This is a genomic window from Stutzerimonas stutzeri (genome assembly GCF_002890895.1).
Classification (GTDB): Bacteria; Pseudomonadota; Gammaproteobacteria; order Pseudomonadales; family Pseudomonadaceae; genus Stutzerimonas; species Stutzerimonas stutzeri_AB.
Genome location: NZ_POUL01000006.1, coordinates 14,575 through 33,426, shown reverse-complemented (window position 1 = coordinate 33,426; position 18,852 = coordinate 14,575). Strand labels below are relative to the sequence as shown.

Annotated in this window: 16 protein-coding genes; 3 read left to right on the top strand and 13 right to left on the bottom strand. The window is 60.2% G+C overall.

What is annotated here, in order from left to right:
• Nucleotides 1-79: 79 nt before the first annotated feature.
• The 13 genes from CXK96_RS12695 to CXK96_RS12635 form a co-directional block, all read right to left on the bottom strand.
• Nucleotides 80-1,030, bottom strand: a complete 951-nt coding sequence (locus tag CXK96_RS12695) for a lysylphosphatidylglycerol synthase transmembrane domain-containing protein (protein ID WP_102836819.1) — start codon at nt 1,028-1,030, stop codon at nt 80-82.
• A gap of 321 nt (nt 1,031-1,351) precedes the next feature.
• Entirely contained in the window at nt 1,352-4,150 is a 2,799-nt protein-coding gene (locus tag CXK96_RS12690; RefSeq protein ID WP_102836818.1) for a hybrid sensor histidine kinase/response regulator, read from the bottom strand.
• Nucleotides 4,151-4,265: 115 nt separating this feature from the next.
• Nucleotides 4,266-5,558: a phosphoribosylamine--glycine ligase gene (gene purD, locus CXK96_RS12685; RefSeq protein WP_102836817.1), complete on the bottom strand. Its 1,293-nt coding sequence runs from the start codon at nt 5,556-5,558 to the stop codon at nt 4,266-4,268.
• An 88-nt stretch (nt 5,559-5,646) separates the two neighbouring features.
• The gene (gene purH / locus CXK96_RS12680; protein ID WP_102836816.1) at nt 5,647-7,251 is read right to left on the bottom strand and encodes a bifunctional phosphoribosylaminoimidazolecarboxamide formyltransferase/IMP cyclohydrolase; all 1,605 of its coding nucleotides are present in this window, start codon (nt 7,249-7,251) and stop codon (nt 5,647-5,649) included.
• Between the two features lie 82 nt (nt 7,252-7,333).
• Nucleotides 7,334-7,654, bottom strand: coding sequence for a DNA-binding transcriptional regulator Fis (fis, locus tag CXK96_RS12675; RefSeq protein ID WP_021208373.1), 321 nt, complete (start codon nt 7,652-7,654; stop codon nt 7,334-7,336).
• Nucleotides 7,651-8,664, bottom strand: coding sequence for a tRNA dihydrouridine synthase DusB (gene dusB, locus CXK96_RS12670; RefSeq protein WP_102836815.1), 1,014 nt, complete (start codon nt 8,662-8,664; stop codon nt 7,651-7,653). The genes fis and dusB overlap by 4 nt, the downstream gene beginning before the upstream one ends.
• Nucleotides 8,665-8,862: 198 nt before the next feature.
• Nucleotides 8,863-10,155: a DUF3426 domain-containing protein gene (locus tag CXK96_RS12665; RefSeq protein ID WP_102836814.1), complete on the bottom strand. Its 1,293-nt coding sequence runs from the start codon at nt 10,153-10,155 to the stop codon at nt 8,863-8,865.
• A 96-nt stretch (nt 10,156-10,251) separates the two neighbouring features.
• Nucleotides 10,252-11,133: a 50S ribosomal protein L11 methyltransferase gene (prmA, locus tag CXK96_RS12660; RefSeq protein WP_102836813.1), complete on the bottom strand. Its 882-nt coding sequence runs from the start codon at nt 11,131-11,133 to the stop codon at nt 10,252-10,254.
• Nucleotides 11,134-11,275: 142 nt separating this feature from the next.
• Nucleotides 11,276-12,625, bottom strand: coding sequence for an acetyl-CoA carboxylase biotin carboxylase subunit (accC, locus tag CXK96_RS12655; RefSeq protein ID WP_102836812.1), 1,350 nt, complete (start codon nt 12,623-12,625; stop codon nt 11,276-11,278).
• 17 nt (nt 12,626-12,642) lie between these two features.
• Nucleotides 12,643-13,098, bottom strand: coding sequence for an acetyl-CoA carboxylase biotin carboxyl carrier protein (accB, locus tag CXK96_RS12650; protein WP_102836811.1), 456 nt, complete (start codon nt 13,096-13,098; stop codon nt 12,643-12,645).
• Nucleotides 13,099-13,177: 79 nt separating this feature from the next.
• The gene (gene aroQ / locus CXK96_RS12645; RefSeq protein ID WP_102836810.1) at nt 13,178-13,621 is read right to left on the bottom strand and encodes a type II 3-dehydroquinate dehydratase; all 444 of its coding nucleotides are present in this window, start codon (nt 13,619-13,621) and stop codon (nt 13,178-13,180) included.
• Between the two features lie 152 nt (nt 13,622-13,773).
• A complete protein-coding gene (locus CXK96_RS12640) occupies nt 13,774-15,555 on the bottom strand; it encodes a protein-disulfide reductase DsbD (protein WP_102836809.1) in 1,782 nt (593 codons plus the stop codon).
• Nucleotides 15,556-15,626: 71 nt separating this feature from the next.
• The gene (locus CXK96_RS12635; protein ID WP_102836808.1) at nt 15,627-15,950 is read right to left on the bottom strand and encodes a Rieske (2Fe-2S) protein; all 324 of its coding nucleotides are present in this window, start codon (nt 15,948-15,950) and stop codon (nt 15,627-15,629) included.
• A gap of 131 nt (nt 15,951-16,081) precedes the next feature.
• Here CXK96_RS12635 and CXK96_RS12630 point away from each other — a divergent pair, with 131 nt between their 5' ends.
• From CXK96_RS12630 to CXK96_RS12620, 3 genes are read left to right on the top strand one after another with little or no spacing between them, the layout of a single operon-like run.
• On the top strand, nt 16,082-17,119 hold the full coding sequence (locus CXK96_RS12630; protein ID WP_102836807.1) for a FecCD family ABC transporter permease: 1,038 nt from the start codon (nt 16,082-16,084) through the stop codon (nt 17,117-17,119).
• Nucleotides 17,119-17,886 (top strand): heme ABC transporter ATP-binding protein, encoded by a 768-nt coding sequence (locus CXK96_RS12625; protein ID WP_102836806.1) that lies wholly within the window; start codon nt 17,119-17,121, stop codon nt 17,884-17,886. The genes CXK96_RS12630 and CXK96_RS12625 overlap by 1 nt, the downstream gene beginning before the upstream one ends.
• 10 nt (nt 17,887-17,896) lie before the next feature.
• A complete protein-coding gene (locus CXK96_RS12620) occupies nt 17,897-18,781 on the top strand; it encodes a ChaN family lipoprotein (RefSeq protein WP_102836805.1) in 885 nt (294 codons plus the stop codon).
• Nucleotides 18,782-18,852: the final 71 nt, after the last annotated feature.

The following is an 18,852-nucleotide window of genomic DNA, read 5'->3' as shown; positions in this document are numbered from 1 at the left end:
TTTCGTCTCGTAAGAGGGCGAATGATCGCGCGGCGAAGCGCGCATAGCCATAGGGCAATAGTGTCGTTTCGTGACTCGTTCAGAGGCGCCTCGAGCCAATGCGTCGTCGCTGCGACCACTGTCCCGCTTCGAACAATGCGACGACCAAGATAGCCAGGGCAAGCGGCAGTAACAGGTAGAAGCCTCTGAATACGATCAGCGCGGCCAGCACATCAGCCGTGGGCAGCTCTGGCATTGCGGCAAGGAACGTTACTTCGAGCACCCCAAGTCCGCCGGGCGCATGTGACAGCAACGCCAGGGAGAAAGAGGCCAGAAATACGCCAAGTACGACCAGGTAGCCGGGATTGCCTTCGTCCGGCAGAGCAAAGTAGATGATCGCCGCAGCGCACGCGAGCTCGAGAGGCGCGGCAATGAGCTGCCGCCCGACGATAGGCAGGCGCGGGTAGGTGATGTGCCATTTGCCTACATGCATCGGCGGGAAGTGTCGCCAGGCACCGATCACATAGAGTCCGATAACACATAGCAGCGAAGTGCCTATCGCAATCGATAGCCACGGATCGACATCCACGAGCCTGTTGAGCAGTTCGGGTCTGACAATCAACACGAAACCACTCGCCAGTAACGTCCCAAGGAAAAAGGTCAGTGAGCAGAATACGATCAGTACGCCGATCTCATGGGGTGTCAGTCCTTTGCTGCGATATGCGCGGTACCGCACCACCGCGCCGGAGAACACCGAGGCACCGACATTATGCGCAAGGGCATAGGTCGTGAATGAACAGAGTGTGATGAACCACCATGAAATGCGTTTACCGAGGTGCGCTATGGCGATCCGGTCGTACCACGCCAGCGCCACGTAAGCGCCCAGCGTTGCCAGCCCGGCCAGCACCCAGCTGCGCTGGCTGATCGCGTCGAGACTGTCGGTCAATTCCGCCAGCGATAGATTACGGATTTCCTGATAGAGCAGATAGCCGGACAGGACTACCGCGGTGATACCTACAAGCGTCCAGGCGACATCGCTCCTCTTCATCATTACGTGGGCTCCTTGGCGACGGCTTATGCCTCGAAGCGAAGATTCGGACAATGGGTCATGCTGCGTCGCGGAATAATTCGGGCGGTCTTTTATCGGCAGCGGGCCGGACGTTTTGTTCATTGTCCGACTAAATGCCGTTGGCCACGGCACCCGTACCCCGCCTTGGGGCCATGCGCGGGGAAGCTCAACAGAGATGCGCTCATGCCAGTTATTTCTCGCGGAAATCAGGCTTTGGCAGCAAGTCCTTGGGGGCCAAACGTTCCGGATGCCGGCCTGATCTGAAAGCCTGCTGATCATCAGTAGGGCGGGTATGACCAGGGTCTAGCGATCCGCAGCGGCTGCTCGGCTCCTGGCCCAGTGCTCTATCAGCTCGCGTAGCTGGGACATTTCGACAGGTTTGGACATGTGCCCATCCATCCCGGCATCGCGGGCTCGCTCCCGGTGCTCACTGAGAATATGCGCGGTCAGCGCAACCACCGGCGTTCGCGGGCGGGCCTCGAATGTTTCCCACGCCCGTAGCTGAGTAGTGGCTTCAAAGCCGTCCATCACCGGCATCTCACAGTCCATCAACACCAGGTCGTATGGATGCATCTTGATCAGTGCGAGCGCCTCCGCGCCATTGCTGGCGGTATCCGGTTTGAGGTTGAGCTTGCTGAGCATGCCGCGGATCACTTTGGTGGATATGCTGTTGTCTTCGGCGACCAGGATTCGGAAATCTTCTGGCACGGATAGAGGCTCGTTGGCTTGAGTCGCTGAGGACTGTGCGAGCGCGCTGGTGCGTCGGGCAAGCTCGTCTGCCAAGGTGGTTTTCAGCGTGTAACCGGCAACGGGTTTGGCCAGGATGCGTTTGATGCCAGCGTTGCGCGCAATGATCTTGCTTGGCGCACTGCTCATGCCCGTCAGCATGATCAGCAGGATGTCGTGATTGAGGCTGAAGTCTTCCTTGATTCTGCTCGCCAGCTGCATGCCCGTCATGCCGGGCATGTCCTGATCCAGCAAAACCACGTCGAAATAGTCGCGTAAGTGCGCCTTGGTCCGCAGCAGCGCCAGCGCCTCTTTGCCTGAGGCCACCGCACTGACCTCCATGCCCCAGCTGCTGCACTGCTGGCCGAGGACCTTGCGGCAAGTATCGTTGTCATCCACTACCAGCAGCCGGGCGCCTTTGAGCTGGTTATCGAGATCGCTGGCGGGTTCGGCAATTTCAGCCGCCAGTGGCAGACTCATCCATAGCGTGTTGCCGGCAATGCCCCCGGTCTGAATGCCGAATTCTCCATCCATCAGGTGAATCAGCTGCCGGGCGATAATCAGGCCAAGGCGGCCGCCAAGGCGGGTCGCGGCGAGAAAGTCTCGGCTATCAAGCGCAGCGTTGAGCAGGGCGTCGCGCTCCTGTGTCTCCAGCGGACGGCCACTGTCCTGCACGGTTATGCGCAGACGGGGCTGTCCTTCGCGCTCATCCACCGCTGCGGTCAGTAGCACCTCGCCTTCTTCGGTTTGCTTGAAGGCATTCTCGAGCAGGTTGAGCAGCGCCTGGCGCAGGCGAGTCGGGTCGCCAGCCACCACGTGCGGCATCTGCGGTTGGACAAAGCTGATCAGCTCGACTCGTTGCTGTTCGGCCTTGGCGCGGAAGATACTGAGACAGTCTTCGATGAGGGCGTTGAGATCGAACTGCACATCGTCCAGCTCGATTTGTCCTGACTCCAGCTTGGAAATATCGAGAATTTCGTTGATCAGGTTGAGCAACTCATTACCGGAGCTGTGAATCGTCTGAACATAGTCACGTTGTTTGGCTGATAGCGAGGTGCTGAGCAGCAGCTCGCTCATGCCGAGCACTCCGTTCATCGGCGTACGGATCTCATGGCTGATCTTTGCCAGGAAGTCCGCTTTGGTCCGCAGCTCGGCGCTATTAACGGCTTCAGCAGTATGTTGGTTGCGGCTGTCGGACTGAATCTGGCGCTGCCGCTCGAGCAGCGCAAAGCTGAGGATCAGCCCGGAACAGGTGGCTACGCTGAACATGATGCCAGTCAGCCAATCCGGGTCGAACTGATTGAAACCCAGCAGAACGGGCAGGACCAGAACGAAACCGCCATCGAACAACAGCATCCCCGCGACCAGCAGCCGGGCGGGCTCGTAGCGCTGCCGCCAGTGATGAACAGCCACGACGGTGACGCTGACGGCGGTGACTAGCACCAGCGCATATATCAACCAGCTGAACCAGAGCTGACCGGTGAACAGTATGGTGGCTGCAAGCGCGCTGACCAGGCCTGTTTCCAGCGCAAGTACTCCTGTCGCCCAAGCTATCTTGCGGTGATGGAAAAAACCGTAGGTGAAGGCCAGCAAGGAAATACAGGTCAGCAATGCCGCCAAATCGGCGATCAGTGGCTGGCTATAGATCAGCTTGGGCGACCAGACCGCAAGCAAACCCAGATTCGCGACTGCACTGGTGAGCAGGGCGCAGTGGAGCAGCGCAAGCCATACATGGCTGTAGCTCAAGGTGTAAGCGAAACGCAGCAGGTTGTAGATCGTCAGTAGCGCCAAGGCACCAAACAAGGCACCAAACAGGTAAGCCGGGCGCGCCAGCGCGACCAGCCCAGCCTCATCCACGGTACTGAACCAGGCCATGATCGGGTGTGACGACTGCAGGCGGATATAGGCTTCGCGAGGCATATCGTCATTGGGCAGCGAAAACAGATATGCGCGGGTAGGCAGCGGGCGCGACTCGAGTGGTCGGAGCTCCCCAGTCTCGATATGGCGTTCCAGCTGCCCGTCGCGCAGCAGATAGAAATCGAGGTACTGCACGCGTGGGGCAAAGATCCACAACCAGTTCGGGTCGGCGAGCGCGGGAAGGTTTACCTGTAGCCAGACGGCGTTTTCACTGGCTGGAGCGGCGTAGGCGCGTTTGTCGATCCGCTGGAACAGGCTGCGCTGGGCGACAACCTCATCAAGCGTGAGCAGACCGGATTGATCGACGAGCAATCGCCAGTTGGACTCTGTCGCCGGTATGGCTTCTGGCGATACAGGAAGGGCCGCAGCTTCCGGAGCGGCGCCTAATGCAGGCCATGCGACCAGCGCAGCCAGCAATAGACTGAAGGTAAAAGCAATGGCGACCCTGAGTCGACGCACGATTGAAGTCCCTTCATGTGTGTGACGGTGGATTATAACCACCGCACAGGCGCTCAGTAATGCGCGCAACGATCAATAAGAGCTGCCGTTGCGCGCATCGCTCCGATTTTGGCGCTTAGCTTTCGCCCTGCTCGCGCGCTATCGCACGATAGCCTATGTCATGGCGATAGAAATGCCCGTCCCATTCAATACGGGCAGCCAGTGCATAAGCATTTTGCTGGGCCGCGGAGACCGTCTCGCCAAGCGCCGTGGCGCAGAGAACACGACCGCCTGCGGTGGTCACCGCGTCGTCGTCCGCCAATGCGGTACCGGCGTGGAAGACCTTGCCGTTCAACTGGGCGGCTGCATCCAGGCCGTGGATTACGGCGCCTTTGCTGTAATCACCCGGATAGCCTCCCGCAGCGATTACCACCCCGAGGCTCGGACGCGAATCCCACTGCGCTTCGACCTTGTTCAGCGCTTTGGCCAAGGCTGCTTCGACCAGCAGTACCAGACTGGACTGCAGGCGCAACATGATCGGCTGGGTTTCCGGGTCGCCGAAGCGGCAATTGAACTCGATGACTTTCGGCGCACCGTTGCGGTCGATCATGAGGCCGGCGTAGAGAAAACCGGTGTAAACGTTACCCTCGGCGGCCATGCCATTCACGGTCGGCCAGATAACTTCTTCCATCACGCGCTGGTGAACGTCGGCAGTTACCACTGGCGCTGGGGAATAAGCGCCCATCCCTCCCGTGTTCGGGCCGGTGTCGCCGTCGCCGACGCGCTTGTGGTCCTGGCTGGTGGCCATTGGTAATACATTGGCGCCATCGACCATGACGATAAAACTGGCTTCCTCACCCTCGAGAAACTCTTCTATCACCACCCGCGCGCCCGCATCGCCGAAAGCGTTACCGGAGAGCATGTCGCGCACGGCTTCTTCCGCTTCGGTCAGAGTCATGGCAACGATGACCCCCTTGCCGGCGGCCAGGCCGTCGGCCTTGATTACGATCGGCGCGCCTTTTTCTCGCAAATAAGCGAGTGCCGGTTCAACTTCGGTGAAGTTCTGATAATCGGCGGTCGGGATCTTGTGACGAGCGAGAAAGTCTTTAGTGAATGCCTTGGATCCTTCCAGTTGGGCTGCCGCGGCCGTCGGGCCGAAGCAGTCGAGCCCGCGCAAACGGAACAGGTCGACCACACCTTTGACCAGCGGCGCTTCGGGGCCGACGATTGTCAGCTGCACGTTCTGTTCGGCGAAGTCCGCCAGTTGCTCGATGGCCAGCACATCGATGGCGACGTTTTCACACTTTGCTTCAGTTGCCGTGCCTGCATTGCCGGGCGCGACGAACACTTTCTCTACGCGGGGATCCTGCGCGACCTTCCAGGCCAGGGCATGCTCGCGGCCGCCGCTGCCGATAATTAAAACCTTCATACTCGATTCTCTCGTCTGAGAGCTGGAAGCCGAAAGCTGAAAGTCGGAAGCAGCAGGGCTTCAGTCTTCCAGCTTCACCTTCGAGCTTTTAATGCCTGAAATGGCGCATGCCTGTGAACACCATGGCGATGCCGGCTTCATCTGCTGCGGCAATCACTTCGGCGTCGCGCATGGACCCGCCAGGTTGAATGACTGCAGTGATGCCGGCTTTGGCGGCATTATCGATGCCGTCTCGGAACGGGAAGAACGCATCGCTGGCCATCACTGCGCCGGGCACTGGCAAGCCGGCATGCTCGGCTTTGATCGCCGCAATACGCGCGGAGTTGACCCGGCTCATCTGGCCGGCGCCGACCCCGACGGTCTGCCGGTTCTTGGCGTAGACGATGGCGTTGGACTTGACGAACTTGGCCACCTTCCACGCGAAGATCAGGTCGTGGATTTCCTGTTCAGACGGGGCGCGCTGGGTGACGACCTTGAGGTCGGCTTCGCTGATCATGCCAATATCGCGGCTCTGAACCAGAAGCCCGCCGTTGACGCGCTTGAAGTCCCAGCCCGGCGCACGCTCGGCTGGCCACTGGCCGCATTCGAGCAAGCGTACGTTGGCTTTGCTTGCGACTACCTCACGCGCTTGTGCCGAAATGCTTGGCGCAATGATGACCTCGACGAACTGGCGATCAACGATGGCTTTCGCCGTCTCCCCGTCCAGTTCGCGGTTGAAGGCAATGATGCCGCCGAACGCGGACTCGCTGTCTGTGGCGTAGGCCAGCTCGTAAGCCTGGCGGATGCCGCCCTCGGCATCCGGGACCACGGCGACGCCGCACGGATTGGCGTGCTTGACGATGACACAGGCTGGCTTGACGAAGCTTTTTACGCATTCGAGAGCAGCGTCGGTATCGGCGACATTGTTGAAGGACAATTCCTTGCCCTGCAGTTGGCGCGCGGTAGCAACGCAGGCTTCGTCGGCGGTTTCCACGTAGAACGCCGCAATCTGGTGCGGGTTCTCGCCGTAGCGCATGTCCTGCGCCTTGACGAACTGGGTGGTGAAGGTGCGCGGCAACAGGCTGCGGCCTTCGGTGGAAAGTGTCTCGGCGCTCTGATCAACCGTGCCCAGGTAGTTAGCGATCATGCCGTCATAGGAGGCCGTGTGCTCGAAGGCTTTAAGCGCCAGATCGAAGCGTTGCGCATACGTCAGGCCGCCGGCCTTCAAGTTTTCGATAACGCTGGTGTAGTCATCGGCGTTGACAACGATGGCGACGTCCTTGTGGTTCTTCGCCGCGCTGCGGACCATGGTCGGGCCGCCGATGTCGATATTTTCGATAGCATCCGGCAACGTGCAGCCAGGCTTGGCGACGGTGGCAGCGAACGGATACAGGTTGACCGCAACCAGGTCGATCGGATTGATGCCATGCTCGGTCATGACTTCGCCGTCCAGATCACGCCGACCGAGAATGCCGCCATGGATCTTTGGGTGAAGCGTCTTGACCCGGCCGTCCATCATTTCTGGGAAACCGGTGTAGTCGGCCACTTCGACCGCGGCGATTTTGTTTTCGCGCAGCAGCTTGAAGGTGCCGCCGGTCGAGAGAATTTCGACGCCCAGGGCAACGAGTTCGCGTGCGAATTCAATGACGCCGGTTTTGTCGGACACGCTGATCAGCGCGCGGCGGACGGGAAGGCGGGTGCTTTGGTCGGTCATAGACATTTCCTAGGAGCTACAGGCTGCGAGCGGCAACTCCTTGGGAACCGGCATGCACCGTTCCATCGGAGCGCGCCGCTGATCAGAGAAGGTCGTACTGCTTGAGTTTCTTGCGGAGGGTGCCGCGGTTCAGGCCCAACAGCTCCGAGGCCTTGGTCTGGTTGCCTTTGACGTAATTCATCACGGTTTCCAACAGCGGTGCCTCCACTTCAGAGAGCACCAGGTTGTAAACGTCGGTAACGTCCGCGCCTTCCAGGTGGGCGAAATAATTATGCAACGCCTTTTCTACACTGCCTCGCAAGGTCTGGCCTGCTTCGCTGGGCGTGTTGAGGTGTTGCTTGAGGTTCACATTGTCGCTCACGGATGTTGTTCCAGTTAACAAGGTTTCGTTCAACAGCGTCATGCAGCCACCCCTTTTCCTTCCCCCGAATCAGGGCTTGTACGGCGCTCGGCGAAAAACCTCCGAACGCTGGCGCATTGCGCATCCCTGTCTTCCAAACCATTGAACCGACCGCGGTACTCCTGCGCGCCGGGCAGTGTTGCCAGATACCAGCTGACGTGCTTGCGGGCGATACGTACGCCCATCACATCGCCGTAGAACACATGCAGCGCCTCAAGGTGCTGCAGCAGAATGTCTTCGACCTCAACCAGCGTCGGCGGCGCCATTAACTCGCCTGTCGCGAGGTAGTGGTTGATCTCGCGAAATATCCACGGCTTACCCTGGGCCGCACGGCCAATGAGCAATCCGTCCGCACCGGTCTTGTCGAGTACCAGGCGGGCCTTTTCTGGCGTGTCGATGTCCCCATTGGCAAACACGGGTATTGCGACGGCCTGCTTGATCGCTGCAACGGTCTCGTATTCCGCATTACCGGTGTAGAGGTCGGCACGCGTGCGACCATGTACGGCCAGTGCAGCGATTCCGGACTCTTCAGCAATTCTCGCTATGGAGAGCCCGTTCTTGTTCTGCCTGTCCCAGCCGGTTCGGATCTTCAGCGTGACCGGCACATCAACTGCTCCGACCACCGCCTCAAGTATCTCCGATACCAGTTTTTCATCCTTCATCAGTGCGGAGCCGGCAGCCTTGTTGCACACCTTCTTGGCTGGGCAGCCCATGTTGATATCAATAATCTGCGCGCCCAGTTCGACATTTCGAGCGGCCGCTTCGGCCAGCATCTGTGGATCGCCCCCAGCGATCTGCACCGAGCGTGGCTCCGGGTCCCCCTCATGCAGCAAGCGCAGGCGCGACTTGCGGCTGTTCCACAGGCGCACATCGCTGGTCACCATTTCCGACACCACCATGCCGGCGCCCAGACGTCGGCATAACTGGCGGAACGGCTGATCGGTCACGCCGGCCATGGGCGCGAGGATCAATCGATTCGGAAGGATGTAGGGGCCGATGCGTACCGCTGACATGAAGATTCCCTGCCTGGAGCCTGCTTGTTAGGTAGATCGGGACAGCAAAAAAGGGTGTGCATAATACCCGCTACGGATGACGGGTTAAAGGCTGTTCTGAACAAAATCTGAACAGCTCCGGACTTATAGCGAGCGGTAGCATGGCGCACTGAAACGGCGCGCGGTAAGCGCCGCCCGTCGTCTCGGGCACAGTGGGCGTCAGTCAGGAGAGCGAAAGGCGAGGCTGTAATTCACCGCCTCTGTGCCAGGATCCAAGATGTCCAGCGCAATGTGGATAGGAACCTGCGAGGGCATTTCCCGTTGTCCCGCGAGCTCTCCGGAGAGGTATTCGCCCGGCTTGAAGGTTCGTCGCGCCAGCGTGTTGCCCCGAATGTCATCGAAGCGCACTTCCAGCAGCGGGAAAGGTTGGGCAAATGACGCACGGTTGTAGATGATTGCATCGACCACCAGTGCTCCAGCGAAATCCGGGTGGCTGCGCACTACGAGATTGCTACTCTTGATCTGGCTGATATCGACTCGGGGCGGTAGTTTGCAGTCCAGCGCAGGGCAGATTTTCTCCAGCCAAGGGCGGTACTCGTCCTGTCGTGCCAGCTCGTCAAAGTTATAGATCACATACTGGGTCGCCAATCCCAGCAGCGCTATCAGATTCAACAAGCCCCAGCCCAGCCAGCGGCCCCAGGGGCGCCGGCGCGCCTGCCAAGCAAGCTGCAAGGGTTCATCGTCCAGGTCGAACAAACGCTCCTCGCGGTCTTGGCGTGTCGGGCGCGGCGATTCTCGCTCGGTACCGATCCTGTCTCGCGCTGCCAGCGTTGTTTGCCCATCGTCGCCGTCAGCGTCAGTAGTCAGATTGACTACCGGTTCGGCGCGTTCAGTAGCGTTGAGCTGCCCGATCACTGGATCACCAGGCGCCCCGAGCGGGCTGGGCGGGGCGGGATGTTTGGCACTCACCGGAGTAAAGCGAATCTCTGCGGTGTCACGAGGGTGTTCGGCAATAGGTTCTGGTTGCGCTTGTGGCGGCTCGTTGCGCTCCTGAGGCTCTGAGTCCTCACTCAGCAGTTGCTCGGCCCACGCTTCGTCATCATCAGTCGAATGATCGGCGTGCGGGTGGAGTTGTTGCTCGCCGGGTTGCGGCTCCAGTTCCAGAAACTCGCGGGAAAGCTCCAGCTCCTGTCGCTCAAGCTTCGCCAGCTCCTCATCGAGGTCCAGGCTATCCAGGTCCAGATCGTCGTGGATCCAGAAAGTGTCGTCTTGACCCGCAGGTTTGCCCTGCGCTGCACGCCCGCTCGATGCTCCGCTGACAGGAGCTAGGGCGGTGGCGTCCGTGGTCGCTTCCCTGCTGCCAGCTGTGTCTGCGTCCTGCAGGTGGCGGGCGGCATTGAAAAGCTCCATGCAGGCGCCGCACCGCACCACACCCTGGGCTGCGCCGAGCTGGGTGCGGCTGACGCGGAAGCTGGTCTGGCAATGGGGGCATTGGGTGACGAAGCTGGTCATGCGTTGGTCCGGCTTAAATGGCCGTAGTCTAGCGCATGCTCGCCTGGAAGCAGCAGTGGCGGACGGCCGAGTTGATTGCTGCGTCTAAGGCAATGCTCAGAATCGACGGATACCGGTGATGCGGACCCAGCCGTCTTTTTCCGCCGTCGGGTCGAGCTCGAACTGGTTGGCATAGGCGGCACGCACCTCTTCAGCCTGCTCGGCCAATATTCCCGACAGGGCGAGACGGCCGCCGTGCTTGACCCTTTCGATAATGCGCGGCGCCAATGCCACCAGCGGGCCGGCCAGAATGTTGGCGACCACCACGTCAGCCTGACCCTCGGGTAGCTGCTCGGGCAGATACAGCGGGAAGCGTGCCGGGTCGATGCCGTTGCGCCCGGCATTGTCGCGTGATGCTTCAAGGGCCTGCACGTCGATGTCAGTTCCGACCGCTTGCTTCGCACCCAGGAGCAGGGCAGCAATGGCTAGAATGCCCGAGCCGCAGCCGAAATCGAGTACATCCAGACCCTCCAATGGCTGAGCATCAAGCCACTCCAGGCAAAGCGCCGTGGTTGGGTGAGTGCCGGTGCCAAAGGCCAGCCCGGGGTCGAGCAAAAGATTCACTGCATCCGGCTCCGGAGCAGCGTGCCAGCTCGGTACTATCCAGAGACGGCTGCCGAAACGCATCGGGTGAAAATTGTCCATCCAGCTGCGTTCCCAGTCCTGGTCTTCGATGCGCTCAAGCTGGTATTCAGGCAACTCCCCGCCGGTTAGCAACCGCAGGTGGGCCAGTAGGTTAGTTTCATCGGCATCGCCTTCAAACAATGCCAGCAGATGGGTATGTGACCACAGTGGCGTCGTATTGAGGTCGGGTTCGAATATGGGCTGGTCTTCGGCGTCCATGAACGTCACTGACACTGCGCCAACGCCCAGGAGCGCGTCTTCGAGGGCTTCTGCCTGTTCTGGGGAAATGGCAAGACGAAGTTGTAACCAGGGCATTGTGGCCTCTCGGAGCGAGCAATCGGAATAGCCGGTCGCAAAAGTCGGGATCTTACTGGAGCGTGTTGGAGGCTTCCATCTTGGCGATGCCAGAAACGACAAGGGCTGCCGTTTGGCAGCCCTTGCTGATGTCAGCACTGGATCAGTGCTTGTCCATTCCCAGCTTCTTTTCCAGATAATGGATGTTCACGCCGCCTTTGCAGAAGCCTTCATCGCGCACCAGATCCCTGTGCAGAGGGATGTTGGTCTTGATGCCGTCGACGACGATTTCGTCCAGGGCATTGCGCATGCGTGCCATGGCTTCTTCACGAGTGGCGCCGTAGGTGATCAGCTTGCCTATCAGCGAATCGTAATTCGGCGGTACCGAATAGCCGCTGTAAAGGTGCGAATCGACCCGTACGCCAAAGCCGCCAGGCGCGTGGAAGTGCTTGACCTTGCCCGGGCTCGGCAGGAAGTTCGAAGGATCTTCGGCATTGATCCGGCATTCCAGGGAATGGCCGCGAATGACCACATCGTCCTGTTTGATCGACAGCTTGTTGCCGGCTGCAATGCTGAGCATTTCCTTGACGATGTCGACGCCCGTCACCATCTCGGTGACCGGATGCTCTACCTGAACGCGGGTGTTCATCTCGATGAAGTAGAAGTGCCCATCTTCGTACAGGAACTCAAAGGTACCGGCGCCCCGATAGCCGATCTCTACGCAGGCGTCAGTGCAGCGCTTGAGTACTTCGGCACGTGCCTTTTCATCAATGTACGGTGCAGGCGCTTCTTCCAGGACCTTCTGGTGACGACGTTGGAGCGAGCAGTCGCGATCGCCCAGGTGTACGGCGTTGCCTTGGCCATCGGACAGCACCTGAACTTCCACGTGGCGTGGGTTGCCGAGGAACTTCTCGAGATAGACCATCGGGTTTCCGAACGCCGCGCCCGCTTCGGTGCGTGTCAGTTTGGCCGACTTGATGAGGTCTTCTTCGTGATGAACGACACGCATGCCGCGGCCGCCACCGCCACCAGCGGCCTTGATGATAACTGGGTAGCCCACTTCACGAGCGATACGCAGCGCTTCGGCCTCGTCTTCCGGAAGCGGTCCGTCAGAGCCCGGTACCACAGGTACTCCGGCTTTGATCATTGCGTCCTTGGCCGAGACCTTGTCGCCCATCAGGCGAATGGTTTCGGCTTTCGGGCCGACAAAGGCAAAACCGGATTTTTCCACTTGTTCGGCGAAATCGGCGTTTTCGGCCAGAAAGCCATAGCCGGGATGAATGGCGGTAGCGCCGGTCACTTCCGCTGCGGCAATGATCGAGGGGATGTGCAGGTAGGAGTTGGTCGCGAGGGCCGGGCCGATGCAGACGGACTCGTCGGCCAGGGCCAGGTGCATCAGCTCCCTATCGGCGGTGGAATGAACCGCGACGGTCTTGATCCCCAGCTCTTTGCAGGCTCGCAAAATCCGCAGGGCGATTTCACCGCGGTTGGCGATTAGTACTTTTTCCAACATCGCTGGCTCTCCGCGGTTCAAACGATGGTGAACAGCGGCTGGTCGTATTCGACCGGCTGACCATTCTCCACCAGGATGGATTCGATGGTGCCGCTGGTTTCGGCCTCGATGTGGTTCATCATCTTCATCGCTTCGACGATGCAGAGAATGTCGCCTTTCTTAACGCTCTGGCCGACTTCAACGAAGTTGGCCGACTCCGGCGAGGAGGCGCGGTAGAAGGTGCCGACCATCGGTGAGCGGACTACAGTGCCATTGAGTTTCGGTTGTGCCGGCGCGGCATCGGCGGCTGGTGCGGCGGCCGGAGCGGCTGCGGGGGCCGGCATTGGTGCTTGCGCATAATAAGGCTGCTGCATTGCAACCTGCTTGCTATGACGGCTGATGCGAACGGACTCTTCGCCTTCGTGAATTTCCAGTTCGTCGATACCAGACTCTTCCAGCAGCTCGATCAGTTTCTTGACTTTGCGAATATCCATGAAGCAGTGACTCCCAGGTAAGTTCAAAGGGCATTGCTGCTCGCTTCTTCGAGGCCGTCGCGGGTTGCGCGCGGTCCTGTCAGGAAGCAGCGAGTTGTTCCAGGGCGGCCTCCAATGCCAGGCGGTAGCCGCTGGCGCCAAGACCGCAGATCACCCCTACCGCGACATCCGAGAAATAAGAGTGATGGCGGAAAGGTTCACGCTTGTGCACGTTTGACAGGTGCACTTCGATGAATGGGATGCTCACCGCCAGCAGCGCGTCACGTAGCGCAACGCTGGTGTGCGTAAAGGCGGCGGGATTGATCAGGATGAAGTCCACGCCTTCGCTGCGTGCGGCATGGATGCGCTCGATCAGCTCGTACTCGGCATTGGACTGTAGATGCAGCAGATGGTGGCCGGCATCACGGGCTCGCTGCTCCAGATCCTGGTTGATCTGCGCCAGCGTCGTGGCGCCATAGACGCCGGGTTCACGGGTGCCAAGCATATTCAGATTCGGGCCGTGGAGGACCAGAAACGTCGCCATGAGTATTCCTTGTTGTTCTGTCCAGACGGGCGCTTGAGCGAGCGGCCATCGGTGAGGGGAAAAACTATGCACGAAGCGAGGGCTGACTGTCCAGTCATGTCTTGATCGGCGTAAATGCCGACATTATGGCTGGAGATTGCTGCAGGGACTGTCTACAGAGAGGCTTCGGCGCGGTCCAGTCGCTCCATGAACTGACCGGCATCGATTTCGCCGACGACCCTTGCGTCGGTCAGCTCCTTGCCGGTGCGATCAAAGAACAGAACCGCTGGCGGGCCGAAGAGCTTATAGCGGTCGAGCAATGCCCGCTGCTCCGGGTTGCTGTCGGTAATGTCGAAGCGAACCAGGCGGTAGTCTGCAAGACGTGGCGCAATCTCTGGAGCGGCGAACACTTCGCGCTCGATGACTTTGCAGCTGATACACCAGTCAGCGTACCAATCGAGCATCAGCAGTTGGCCTGCTGCCTGCGCCGCGCTGAGTTGGGCGTCGAGTTGAGCCGGGGTAGTCACTGTGCGCCAGGCTTCTGTTTCGCTGGCGGAGCCACCGGCGGCAACTGAGGTGGAGCGAGGCAGCGGTCGCAGCGGATCGGAGTTTCCCTGCAGCGCACCGACCCAGGCCGCCAGGGCATAGACCAGCAGCACCAGGCCCAGCAGCTGTGCGAGTTTCTGTCGGGGTGTCTTGAGACCAAATTCCAGTGTGCCTAGGAACAGTGCCGAGCCGGCAGCCAGCAAGCCCCACAGCGCCAGCGCTAGCGGGCCTGGCAATACTCGCTCGAGCATCCACACGGCAACCGCCAAGAGCATCACACCAAAGACGTTGCGTACCGTGACCATCCATGGGCCGCTCTTGGGAAGCAGGGCGCCGCCGCCAATGGCGAACAGAATCAGTGGCGTGCCCATTCCTAAGCCAAGGGCGAACAGCTTGAGGCCGCCACCCAGCGCATCGCCACTGGCGCTGATATACAGCAAGGCGCCCGCAAGCGGTGCCGACACGCATGGCGAAACCAGCAGACTGGAAACCGTACCGAGCACCGCGGCACCGAGGAATGAACCGCCTCTGGCATTGCCAGCAATGCGCTCGAGGCGGTGGCCCATCGCTTGCGGCAAACGTAACTCGAACAGTCCGAACATGGCCAAGGCAAAGGCGACGAAAAACAGCGCGAACGGCACCAGAATCCAGGGCGACTGCAAGCGGGCCTGCAGATTCAGTTCAGCTCCGAACATGCCCATCAGCGCGCCAAGCACGGCGAAGCCGGCCGCCATTGGCAGGACGTACGCGAGCGACAGACCAAAGCTGCGCATTCCTCCGATCTGCCCGCGCAAAACGACACCGGAAAGGATCGGCAACATGGGCAACACGCAGGGCGTGAACGTCAGCCCCAGTCCTGCGAGAAAGAACAACGCCAGCGAGCGCCAGGACAGCCCGGCAGTGGTCTCAGTTGCAATGCTTGTATCCGTCGCCGCAGATGCGGCCTTCGGCGTGCCGCCAATATCGATGGACTCGGTCTCCGGCGGATAGCACAAACCCTTGTCTGCACAGCCTTGATAGGTCACCAGTAAGGAAAAGGGCTGGTTCTGCGGGTTGCGAATTGGTAGTTCGACGTCGAGTACGCCGTAATAGACTTCGACTTCGCCGAAGTAGTCGTCGGTCTTTTGCTCTCCCGCGGGCAGGTTCGCTTCGCCGATAACAACGCCGGGCGTATTGGTCCTGAATTTGAACTGGTGGCGGTAGAGGTAATAGCCCTCCGCTGCGACGAAGCGCAGCTTGACCTGTTCCGGCGATGAATCGACCAGGTTCAGGCGAAACGCTTCGCGTACCGGCAGGAAGTCAGCACTGTTGTTCAGCCCCCCAAGCGTCGAGCTGGGGCGGCTGTCGAACAGGCCGGCAACAGCGGGGAGGGCGAACAACAGGATCAGCAGACTCAGCAAACGGCGCATGGTCATCTCACGAGAAGCAGTGGCCGCATGATACCCAACGCGGCCAATCGTCGCTCGTACGCAACGTCGCACTAGCGCACGTTCTGTAACCAGATGGTGCCGTTTTGCTCGACGTACGGCAGTGCCTGCAGTGCTTGTCCAGCGCAGGGGCCAGCGACGCACTCGCCGCTATCGATAAGAAACAGCGCGCCGTGGGTCGCGCATTGGATGAGGCTGCCGCTGCTGTCAAGAAACTGGTCTGGCAGCCACTCCAGCGGGATTCCGCGATGTGGGCAACGGTTCTTGTAGACATATAGCGTCCCATCCTTGCGAATCGCCAGCAGGCGCTGTCCTTCTCGTTCGAAACCCTTGCTTTGCCCCTCCATCACGTCTGTGGTCTCACACAATCGAATCATCGGGCCCTCCTGATTTGCGAAGGATTATCACCCAATCGGTTGCGACAGGGGTGGCGAACAGCTGATAGCGCTGGCGGAGTGAGTGGCTGGCTTTTATCCTTCGGCTCGAACCTCAACTGGCGAAACTTTTGATGAGCCCAGTGCTATCTGCACGCCCTTTGTTTTTTTCGCTGGGCCTCGTGTGGCTGATCGCTTTCTGGTTGTCGCTGGCGCTTGGACCGGTCCATCTGCCGCTGGTGGACATCCTGCAAGCTCTATTGCAGCTGTTTGGCTTATCGACGGGAGATGAGGGCGCCGACCAGGCTGTGCTGATCCTAGGGCAGATCAGATTGCCACGCGCCTTGCTTGGCTTGAGCGTGGGCGCGGTGCTGGCGTTGTCCGGCGTCGCCATGCAGGGTTTATTTCGTAATCCACTGGCCGACCCCGGGTTGGTCGGTGTTTCAAGCGGTGCCGCGCTAGGCGCCGCGGCCACCATCGTCGGGGGTGAGCTGGTCGGCGGGATCTCTCCCTTGCTGGAGCCCTATCTGTTGTCGGTCAGCGCATTTCTCGGTGGCCTAGGTGTCACTTGGATGGTTTATCGCCTCGGTCGGCGGGATGGGCGTACCCATGTCGCGACGATGCTGCTCGCCGGTATTGCGCTGACTGCTCTGGCGGGCGCAGTGATTGGGCTTTTCACCTATGTAGCTGACGACAATGCGTTACGTACCTTGACCTTCTGGAATCTGGGCAGCCTTAACGGCGCAAGCTACGCACGGCTCTGGCCACTCTTGCTGGTGACAGCGGCCGTGGCATTCTGGCTACCTCGCCGGGCGCGGGCGCTAAACGCTCTTTTGTTGGGTGAGTCGGAGGCGCGTCATCTGGGCTTTGATGTCGAGCGCCTCAAGCGCGAGCTGGTGTTCTGCACGGCACTCAGCGTCGGCGCAGCGGTAGCGGCGGCAGGAATGATCGGGTTTGTTGGTTTGGTGGTTCCCCATCTTGTCAGGCTGCTGATTGGCCCCGACCACCGATTGCTGTTACCGGCTTCGGCGTTGGCAGGGGGCAGTCTGCTGCTCCTTGCCGATCTTCTTGCTCGGCTTATGCTGGCGCCTGCGGAGCTGCCGATCGGGATTGTCACTGCGCTGCTGGGTGCGCCTTTCTTTCTCTATCTGCTATTGCGGCAGCCTCACTGATGCTCAGTTTGCAGGGGGGCTGCGTTCGGCGAGGAGCATCCAACGTTCTTGTTGACGTTGACGTCAGGCTTGAACAGGGCGAGGTCCTAGGGGTGCTGGGGCCAAACGGTGCAGGTAAAAGCACTTTGGTTGGCGCGATGAGTGGAGAGCTGCCTCTCAACGCTGGCGAGGTGCTGCTGCATCAGAAGCCTTTGCACGACTGGCATGGCCCCGAGCGCGCCCGTTGCCTGGCAGTACTGCCGCAGAGCTCAACCTTGAGTTTTGGTTTTCGTGTCGATGAAGTGGTTGGCCTGGGGCGTTTACCCCATGACACGGGTTTTGAAGCCGACCGGACGATCGTGGCGGCTGCGCTTCGTGCGGCAGATGCGCAGCATCTGGCGCAGCGGAGCTACTTGTCACTGTCCGGAGGCGAGCAGCAGCGCGTGCACCTCGCTCGGGTGTTCGCCCAGCTCTGGCCTGGTCGTACCGGGCAGGTACTGTTGCTCGACGAGCCTACAGCCATGCTCGATCCGCAGCATCAGCACAGCACCTTGCACGCGATTCGCCAGTTTGCCGAGCTGGGCGGCGCGGTACTGGTTATCCTGCATGATCTCAATCTTGCGGCGCGCTACTGCGATCGCCTGTTGTTGATGGCTGACGGACATGTGCAACTGAGCGGTACGCCCGAGCAGGTGTTGCAGGCCGCCCCGCTGAAGTCGGTGTTCGGTCTCGATGTGCTGATCCAGCGACACCCGGAACGAGGCCATCCGCTAGTTATTGCCCGCTGAGGATTACCCCATGCGATTGCTATTGCTCCTCGTCATGCTTCTGCTCACTGCCTGCCAATCGCAGCCGCTCTTGCCGACCTGGCAAAGCCCGGAGGGGCGTGAACATCCCGATCTGGGGCGGATTGTCGATTTGCGAAGCGGCGAGCATATCTCGCCGAAACGGTTGATTGACGAGCTGGCCAAGGTCGATCAGGTATTGGTTGGAGAGCGACATGACAACCCGGACCATCATGCTCTGCAGCTCTGGCTTCTTCAGGCGTTGGCGCAGCATCGGGGTCAGGGCAGCCTGTTGCTGGAAATGCTGAATCCGGATCAGCAGGATGATGTTGTGCAGGTGAAGGCATTGATTGACCGCGGGAAATGGCCGGCGGATCTGGCGGCTGCGCTGGACTGGCAAAACGGCTGGGACTGGAAGCAGTACGCACCGGTGGTCAGGCATGCGCTGGCGCAGCCGTATCCGTTGATGTCGGCCAATCTCGACAGAGCGGAGATCATGCGGGTCTATCGCCGTATACCCACGCTGACCGGTGCGTCCGCTGACAATGAGGTGCAGCGGACCTTGCTTGAGCAGATTCGGATTTCACATTGCGGCATGCTGCCCGAGACGCAGCTGCCTGCCATGCTGGCGGTGCAGCAGCAGCGCGACCAGCGAATGGCTGACCAGCTGGATGCTGCGCCGAAGCCGGCGATGTTGTTGGCCGGTGCTTTTCACGTCCGGCGAGATCTCGGCGTGCCGCTGCATCTTGAGAGCCATGACGGTCGAGTGACCACCCGTGTACTGATACTTGCGGAGGTGGAGGATGTGGTTCGCGCCGGTCATGCAGATTTCGTCTGGTATACCCCCGCTCAGCCGCAGCAGGACCATTGTGCCGGACTTCAGAAAGCGACCGAGTAGTTGGCATAACGCTTACGCGGAGCCAATGTTTTTGCGCGGACAAAAAAAGACCCGGCAAGAGCCGGGTCAAA

Excerpts from the sequence above, each read along its gene's own strand:
- accB (WP_102836811.1), bottom strand. The coding sequence starts at position 13,098 with ATGGATATTCGCAAAGTCAAGAAACTGATCGAGCTGCTGGAAGAGTCT.
- CXK96_RS12635 (WP_102836808.1), bottom strand. The coding sequence starts at position 15,950 with ATGATTCGATTGTGTGAGACCACAGACGTGATGGAGGGGCAAAGCAAG.
- CXK96_RS12625 (WP_102836806.1), top strand. The coding sequence starts at position 17,119 with ATGCTCAGTTTGCAGGGGGGCTGCGTTCGGCGAGGAGCATCCAACGTT.
- aroQ (WP_102836810.1), bottom strand. The coding sequence starts at position 13,621 with ATGGCGACGTTTCTGGTCCTCCACGGCCCGAATCTGAATATGCTTGGC.
- prmA (WP_102836813.1), bottom strand. The coding sequence starts at position 11,133 with ATGCCCTGGTTACAACTTCGTCTTGCCATTTCCCCAGAACAGGCAGAA.
- CXK96_RS12695 (WP_102836819.1), bottom strand. The coding sequence starts at position 1,030 with ATGATGAAGAGGAGCGATGTCGCCTGGACGCTTGTAGGTATCACCGCG.
- accC (WP_102836812.1), bottom strand. The coding sequence starts at position 12,625 with ATGTTGGAAAAAGTACTAATCGCCAACCGCGGTGAAATCGCCCTGCGG.
- fis (WP_021208373.1), bottom strand. The coding sequence starts at position 7,654 with ATGACGCTGTTGAACGAAACCTTGTTAACTGGAACAACATCCGTGAGC.
- dusB (WP_102836815.1), bottom strand. The coding sequence starts at position 8,664 with ATGTCAGCGGTACGCATCGGCCCCTACATCCTTCCGAATCGATTGATC.
- CXK96_RS12665 (WP_102836814.1), bottom strand. The coding sequence starts at position 10,155 with ATGACCAGCTTCGTCACCCAATGCCCCCATTGCCAGACCAGCTTCCGC.
- CXK96_RS12640 (WP_102836809.1), bottom strand. The coding sequence starts at position 15,555 with ATGCGCCGTTTGCTGAGTCTGCTGATCCTGTTGTTCGCCCTCCCCGCT.
- CXK96_RS12630 (WP_102836807.1), top strand. The coding sequence starts at position 16,082 with ATGAGCCCAGTGCTATCTGCACGCCCTTTGTTTTTTTCGCTGGGCCTC.
- CXK96_RS12620 (WP_102836805.1), top strand. The coding sequence starts at position 17,897 with ATGCGATTGCTATTGCTCCTCGTCATGCTTCTGCTCACTGCCTGCCAA.
- purD (WP_102836817.1), bottom strand. The coding sequence starts at position 5,558 with ATGAAGGTTTTAATTATCGGCAGCGGCGGCCGCGAGCATGCCCTGGCC.
- purH (WP_102836816.1), bottom strand. The coding sequence starts at position 7,251 with ATGACCGACCAAAGCACCCGCCTTCCCGTCCGCCGCGCGCTGATCAGC.